General features: G+C 66.8%; 8 protein-coding genes. 6 read left to right on the top strand and 2 right to left on the bottom strand.

Annotated elements, in window-relative coordinates; genetic code table 11:
* Positions 1-165 precede the first annotated feature (165 nt).
* The 6 genes from DM995_RS12075 (at position 166) to DM995_RS12050 (ending at position 4634) form a co-directional block, all read left to right on the top strand.
* The gene (locus DM995_RS12075) at positions 166-471 is read left to right on the top strand and encodes a RedY/HapK family protein (protein WP_116969584.1); all 306 of its coding nucleotides are present in this window, start codon (positions 166-168) and stop codon (positions 469-471) included.
* Positions 471-1268, top strand: a complete 798-nt coding sequence (locus DM995_RS12070) for an SDR family NAD(P)-dependent oxidoreductase (protein ID WP_116969583.1) — start codon at positions 471-473, stop codon at positions 1266-1268. The genes DM995_RS12075 and DM995_RS12070 overlap by 1 nt, the downstream gene beginning before the upstream one ends.
* 2 nt (positions 1269-1270) lie before the next feature.
* Positions 1271-2137 (top strand): polysaccharide deacetylase family protein, encoded by an 867-nt coding sequence (locus tag DM995_RS12065; protein WP_116969582.1) that lies wholly within the window; start codon positions 1271-1273, stop codon positions 2135-2137.
* 214 nt (positions 2138-2351) lie between these two features.
* Positions 2352-3119 carry an enoyl-CoA hydratase/isomerase family protein gene (locus DM995_RS12060; RefSeq protein ID WP_116969581.1) on the top strand — a complete coding sequence of 256 codons (768 nt, stop codon included), beginning with the start codon at positions 2352-2354 and terminating at the stop codon, positions 3117-3119.
* A 16-nt stretch (positions 3120-3135) separates the two neighbouring features.
* Positions 3136-4032: a VOC family protein gene (locus DM995_RS12055; RefSeq protein WP_232824352.1), complete on the top strand. Its 897-nt coding sequence runs from the start codon at positions 3136-3138 to the stop codon at positions 4030-4032.
* On the top strand, positions 4029-4634 hold the full coding sequence (locus DM995_RS12050) for an aspartate/glutamate racemase family protein (RefSeq protein ID WP_116969579.1): 606 nt from the start codon (positions 4029-4031) through the stop codon (positions 4632-4634). Before DM995_RS12055 ends, DM995_RS12050 begins: the two co-directional genes overlap by 4 nt.
* A gap of 219 nt (positions 4635-4853) precedes the next feature.
* Here the strand turns inward: DM995_RS12050 and DM995_RS12045 are convergent, their stop codons facing one another.
* Positions 4854-5831, bottom strand: coding sequence for a quinone oxidoreductase family protein (locus DM995_RS12045; RefSeq protein WP_502696611.1), 978 nt, complete (start codon positions 5829-5831; stop codon positions 4854-4856).
* Positions 5831-6229, bottom strand: a 399-nt coding sequence (locus DM995_RS12040; RefSeq protein ID WP_232824351.1) for a hypothetical protein, incomplete at its 5' end; no start/stop codon positions are given. The genes DM995_RS12040 and DM995_RS12045, both read right to left, overlap by 1 nt.

Genomic DNA, 6229 nt, shown 5'->3' with positions numbered 1-6229 from the left:
CGCGATCAGCCTGCCCGCCGGGTCCAGCACCGACGGCCTGCCGGTCGGCGTCCAGATCATCGCGCTGCCGGGTCAGGAGTCCGACCTGTTCGCTCGCGCCCGCACGCTCGATGCGGCGCTCGCTGCCTATCGCCCGCCCGCCCCCTTGCCTGAAGGAGAATCTCCATGAAGATCATCGTGCTGTTCAACCTGAAGCCCGGCGTCTCGATCAGCGACTATGAAGAATGGGCGCGCACGCGCGACATCCCCGGGGTCAACGCGCTGTCGTCGGTGACCAGCTTCACCGTGCACAAGGCGACCGGACTGTTCGGATCGGACGCGGCATCGCCCTACCAGTATATCGAGATCATCGACATACCGGCGATGGACCCGTTCGTCGCCGAGATCAGCACGCCCGAATTCCAGGCGATGGCCGCGCCCTTCCAGGACTATGCCGATGCGCCGCAATTCATCCTGACCGAGGATCTGTGATGCGCCGGTTCGAGGGAAAGACGATCGTCGTCACGGGATCGGGCAAGCACAAGGGGCTGGGCCAGGCGATCCTGCAGCGCTTTGCCGATGAAGGCGCGAACTGTGTCCTGTCCGACCTCGCGATCGATGCCGAGGCCGGGGAGGTCGCGGACGAGCTGCGCTCGCGCGGCGCGAAGGTCGCGGCCATCGCGTGCAATGTCGCCAAGGTCGAGGAGTGCCGCGCGCTGGTCGAGGGCGCGGTGGCGGCTTTCGGATCGGTGGACGTGTTCGTCAACAATGCCGGGATCGGCTTCATGATGAAACCGCTGCTCGATGTCGACCCGGCGGACTGGGACCGGGTGCTCGCGGTCAACCTCTCCGGCGCGTTCTATTGCACCCAGGCTGCGGCCAGGGCGATGATCGCAGGCGGGCGCGGCGGGCGGATCATCAACATCGCCAGCCAGGCGGCGAAGACCGGCTTTCCGCACCTGCCCGCCTATGTCAGCTCCAAGCACGGCATGGTCGGCCTGACGCGGGCGAGCGCGGTCGAACTCGGCGCGCACGGCATCACGGTCAACGCGGTCTGTCCCAATCACGTCACCACGGGTCTCGGCGCGCAGCAGAACGAGTATTTCTCGAAGCTGCTCGGCTTTGCCAGTGTCGAGGATTATCTCGCCAACATGAAGGCGAAGAACCCGATGGGGCGGCCCGGCCTCGCCAGCGATACCGCGTCGGCCTGCGCCTGGCTGGCGAGCGAGGATGCCTGCTACGTGACCGGCGAGGCGCTCAACGTGAGCGGCGGCGAGGAGATGCATTGACCATGATCGAAGAGAGAATGGACTGGCCCAATGGCGCGAAGCTGGCGCTCAGCGTCGTGGTCAATGTCGAGGAAGGCAGCGAGATGACCATCGCGCGCGGCGACCGGGGCATGGAGCCGGTCGACGAGCTCGGGGTATTCGTGAAATCGGCGATCCGCAACTATGGCAACGAGAGCAACTATCTCTACGGGATCAAGGCGGGCGCGCCGCGCGTGGTCAAGCTGCTGAAGCGCTACGACATCATGGCGAGCTGGACCGTCGCGGCGATGGCGCTGGAGAACCATCCCGAGATCGCCGAGGCGATTGTCGAACTGGGGCACGAGCCGGTCAGCCATGGCTGGCGCTGGGTGCACCAGTTCAAGATGGACGAGGCGACCGAGCGCGAGTTCATCCTGAAGGCGGTGGATTCGATTCAGAAGACCACGGGCACCCGCCCCTATGGCTGGCTGTCGCGTTACCTCCACACCGACAATACCCGCCGGCTGCTGAGCGAGGCGGGGTTCGAGTACCATATGGACGATTACTCGGGCGACATCCCCTATTGGGATCGCGACACCGTGCCCGGCAACCCAATGGTCATCATGCCCTATCAGCTCGACACCAACGACATGAAGATGTGGACCGACCCCGCGATGACGCCGAACCAGTGGCTCGACTACGCGAAACGCTGCTTCGACCAGCTCTATGCCGAGGGCGAGGAAGGAAACCCGAAGATGATGTCGCTCGGCCTGCACCTGCGCATCATCGGGCGACCGGGCCGCATCTGGGCGCTGGAAGAGTTTTTCCGCCATGTGCGTAGCAAGAGCGATGTCTGGGTGACGACGCGCCGCGCGATCGCGCAGCATTTTGCTGCGACGGTGCCGGCGTGAGGGGAGTCCGCACATCCCGCTCTCCCCATTGGGAAGCGCAGACCTCCCCCTCTCCCCTCGCGGGAGAGGGTTGCGCAGGCTTGGCGGCTTTGCCGCCTAGCCGGAGCTGGGAGAGGGGGCAGCGGCGGTACCGTCACGCTAGGCCCTCTCCAAGACTCGCCAGGCAGCAAGCTGCCAAGCCCAGTCTTTTCTGTCCCGTAAAGGGAGAGAAGAATTGAGCAGCAACCTCTCCCTCACCCTCGACAACCATGTCGCGCACCTGATCATCGACCGGCCCGACAAGCGCAATGCGTTCACGCAGGCCATGTGGGACGCGCTGCCCGAGCTGGTCGAGCGCGCGATGCTCAACCCCGATATCCGCGTGATGATCCTGCGCGCGAGCGTGCCCGGCGCGTTCAGCGCTGGCGCGGATATTGCCGAATTCGGCGCGGGCGCACAGGACCCCGATTGGCGTATCCGCAACCAGGCCGCGATCCGCCGCGCGATGGAAACGCTCGCCCGCGCGCCCAAGCCGGTCATCGCGCAGATCGAGGGCGATTGCATCGGCGGCGGCTGCGGCCTGTCGCTCGCCTGCGATTTCCGCATCGCGACCCCGGCGGCGCGCTTCGGCATCACGCCTGCCAAGCTCGGCCTGGTCTATTCGCTGCACGATACCAAGCTGCTGGTCGACCTGGTCGGCCCGGCTGCCGCCAAACGCATCCTGTTCACCGCGCAGCTGGTCGATGCCGCCGAGGCGTACCGCGTCGGCCTGGCCGACGAGATCGCGCAGGACGCAGGCGCCGCAGCGGCTGCCTTGGCTCTTCACATTGCGAGCGTATCGCCGCACAGTGTCCGCGCCAGCAAGGCGATGATCGGCCGCATCGTGCACGGCCAGGCCGAGGACGATGCCGAAACGCTCGCCCAGTTCGCCGACGCGTTCGACGGACCCGATTTCCGCGAAGGCGTCGCCGCGTTCCTTGCCAAGCGCAAACCGGAGTTCTGACACGATGTCGCATCATATGAAGCACGGAACGATCATGGGGGGCGTGGTGGTCACGCCCGATCTCGCCGCCTCGCTCGACGATTATCAGGGGCGTCTGGGGCTCGATCTGGTCGAACGAGGGCCGTTGCCCGCCGACCTTGCGGCAAGCTGGGGCTGCCCTGCCAGCGCGGGCGCGCCTTATGCGATGCTCCGCCCGCAAAGCGGCGCGCATTGCTTCATCCGGCTGGTCGAACAGCCCGAGCACCCGGGCTTCAAGCCCACGCGTACCTTTGGCTGGGCCGCCTATGAGCTGACCGTCAAGGACGTGTTCGGCTGGCCCGATCGGCTCGATGGCAGCGGCTTTCGCGTGATCGGCCCGCCCAAGGAGATTGCGGGCCTGCCCTATTTCATTCCGATGCAGGTGCTGGGGCGCGGCGACGAGATGATCTATCTGAACGAGGTCGCGATGGACACGCCCTCGTCCGACCTGCCCAAGGCGCACAGCCTGACCGACCATATCTTCATCGTCATCCTCGCGGCCAAAGACCGCATGGCCTCGGTCGACTGGTACCGCCATGCGCTCAGGCTCGACGAGGGCGAGAGCTACACGCTCGAATACACGATGATCAACGCCGCGTTCGGCAAGCCGGCGGGCACGCAATCGGTCATCACCATGGTGCAGAACGAGCGGCTGCCGATCCTGGAGATCGACGATTATCCCGCCGAGGCCACCGACCGCCCGTGCCATGCCGAGATGCTGCCCCCGGGCAACGCGCTGGTGACACTCGCGGTGGAGAGCTTCGAGGGGCTCGATGTCGAATTCATCAGCCTGCCGGTGCTGCGCCATGGCGACCTGTACATGGGCAATCTCGCCGCGACGGTGCGCGGACCTTCGGGCGAGCTGGTCGAACTGATCGAGACCGGCTGGTCGTGACCAGCATCGGGCTGATCGGGACGGCGGTCAATCCGCTGCTGCGCGGCGGCCCCGCGCCCGAATTGGCCGCGCTGTTTCCCGATGTGTCGCTCAACGCCTTTCCCTCGCGCGTCCCGGCCTTTCCCTACACGCCGCTCGAACAGGCGATGCAGGCGCTGGGCCATGCCGAAGCAGCGCTGCGCGCTGCGGAAGCGGGCTGCGATGCTCTCGTCATCGACAGCGTTGGCGATTACGGGCTCGCCGCGATGCGCGCGATGCTGCCGGTCCCCGCAATCGGATCGGGCGAGGCCGGGCTCGCCGAGGCGGCGGAAGGGGGGCGAAGCTTGGGCATCGTGACGGTGTGGCCCCAATCGATGAACTTCATCCTCTACGAGCGGCTGCAGGCTTGCGGGGTGCTGGGCCTTTGCACCGGCATCGTGAACATCGGCTCCGAGGCGGATACCGCATCGCTCGCCGGGCCGGACGGCTATCTGGCCCAAGTGCGCGCAGGCCAGCAGGATATCCGCGCGCGGGTGCAGGCTGCGATCGCGCGCCTTGCCGCCCAGGGCGCAGCGGCGGTGATGCTCGGCTGCACCGAGGACTGCCCGGTGTGCGTTGCGTAATCCGTCTTCCGGCAAGAGCCGGGATGTGATGAGCCATGAGGCCACCGGCAGCGCGGGACCTTCGACAGGCTCAGGCTGAGCGGGGTTGAGCAACTCGCTTCCCTGCCAGGTCCCCTGCGCAAGCAGGGGCCCATCTCCGGGCCATTCCCGATGACACCACCTCTCAGGAGATGGGCTCCCGCCTGCGCAGGAGACCAGTCTGACGGCAAGGTCGATCGCTCAAGGCAGCAGCAGCGTCGACCCGCTCGTCGCGCGGCCTTCCAGATCGCGATGCGCCTGTTCCACCTGTTCGAGCGGATAGGTCTGGCCGATGGTCACCTTGACCTTGCCCGACCGGATCATCTCCCAAAGCCGCGCTGCGCCCGCCTCGCGCTCGGCCGGGTCGGTATAGTAATCGAACAGCGTCGGCCGGGTGTTGTACAGCGATCCCTTGGCCGCAAGAATGCCCAGGCTGATGCCGGTCACCGGCGCGCTGGCATTGCCATAGGAAACGATCAGCCCGCGCCGTCCGGTGCTGTCGAGCGAGGCCTCCCAGGTATCGCGCCCGACGCCGTCAAAGACCACGCGCACGCCCGCGCCGCCGGTGAGCTCGCGCACTCGGCTGGCGGTGTCCTCGCGGGTATAGAAGACGATATGGTCGGCCCCTGCCTCGCGCGCGAGCGCGGCCTTTTCCTCGCTGCTGACGGTTCCGATCACGGTCGCGCCCACCGCCTTCAGCCATTGCACCAGCAAAAGGCCAACCCCGCCCGCCGCCGCATGGACAAGCACCGCCTGTCCAGGCTCGACCCGCGCGCAGCGCTCGACCAGGAATTCGGTGGTGCACCCCTTGAGCAGCGCCGCCGCGGCGACCTCATCCGAAATATCGTCGGGCAGCTTGAACAGACTGGCCGCCGCGACATTGCGGATATCGGCATAGGCGCCGCGCGCCGGACCGAAGGTCGCGACGCGATCACCCACGCTCAGCGCTTCGACGCCCTCGCCGATCGCCTCGACCACGCCCGCCGCTTCCAGCCCCAGTCCGCTCGGCAGATCGACCGGATAGATGCCAGCGCGATGGTAAGTGTCGATATAATTGAGCCCGACCGCGGTCTGGCGCAGCGTCACCTCCCCCGGTCCGGGCGCGGGTACGTCAACACTCTGCCACTCGATCACTTCGGGACCGCCGGTTGACCGGAATATCGCCTGGCGTGCCTGCATCATTCTGCTCCATCCAAAGTACAGCTGGCCTGCATCCAGCGCTGATTTATGCCCACGCGCACCGCTGCGGGGTCCGCCCAGCCATAGGCGACCGCCCGGTTCATGTCATCGGGGGTAAAGACATAGAGCACGATCGAGGGCCGGTTGCGCGTCGGCGGCGGCCAGACGACATTGCGGATACGAATGATCGCCTCGGGCGCCCCGGTGTCGCCGCCGCCCAGGCGCAGACGTCCGCCCTGATCGTGCGTCTTCATGCCGGCCTGAAACAGCCAGTCCTCGCTGCCGTCGGCCTTCGGCGCATCGCGCTTCACGGTCATCCAGCAGGTGAACGGCCGCGCGCGCAGCAACCTTGTCTCGCGTCCGTCGGCGAGGCGCAGTGTCATGCCCTGTGCATCGAG

Origin of the sequence: Blastomonas sp. UPD001, assembly GCF_003426715.1 — a bacterium.
Taxonomy (GTDB): Bacteria; Pseudomonadota; Alphaproteobacteria; order Sphingomonadales; family Sphingomonadaceae; genus Blastomonas.
This window is presented reverse-complemented; position numbering and strand designations above follow the sequence as displayed.

Bases quoted from the DNA above. Each gene is read 5' to 3' on its own strand.
- DM995_RS12075 (WP_116969584.1), top strand. From the start codon at position 166: ATGAAGATCATCGTGCTGTTCAACCTGAAGCCCGGCGTCTCGATCAGC.
- DM995_RS12070 (WP_116969583.1), top strand. From the start codon at position 471: ATGCGCCGGTTCGAGGGAAAGACGATCGTCGTCACGGGATCGGGCAAG.
- DM995_RS12065 (WP_116969582.1), top strand. From the start codon at position 1,271: ATGATCGAAGAGAGAATGGACTGGCCCAATGGCGCGAAGCTGGCGCTC.
- DM995_RS12055 (WP_232824352.1), top strand. From the start codon at position 3,136: ATGAAGCACGGAACGATCATGGGGGGCGTGGTGGTCACGCCCGATCTC.
- DM995_RS12045 (WP_502696611.1), bottom strand. From the start codon at position 5,831: ATGCAGGCACGCCAGGCGATATTCCGGTCAACCGGCGGTCCCGAAGTG.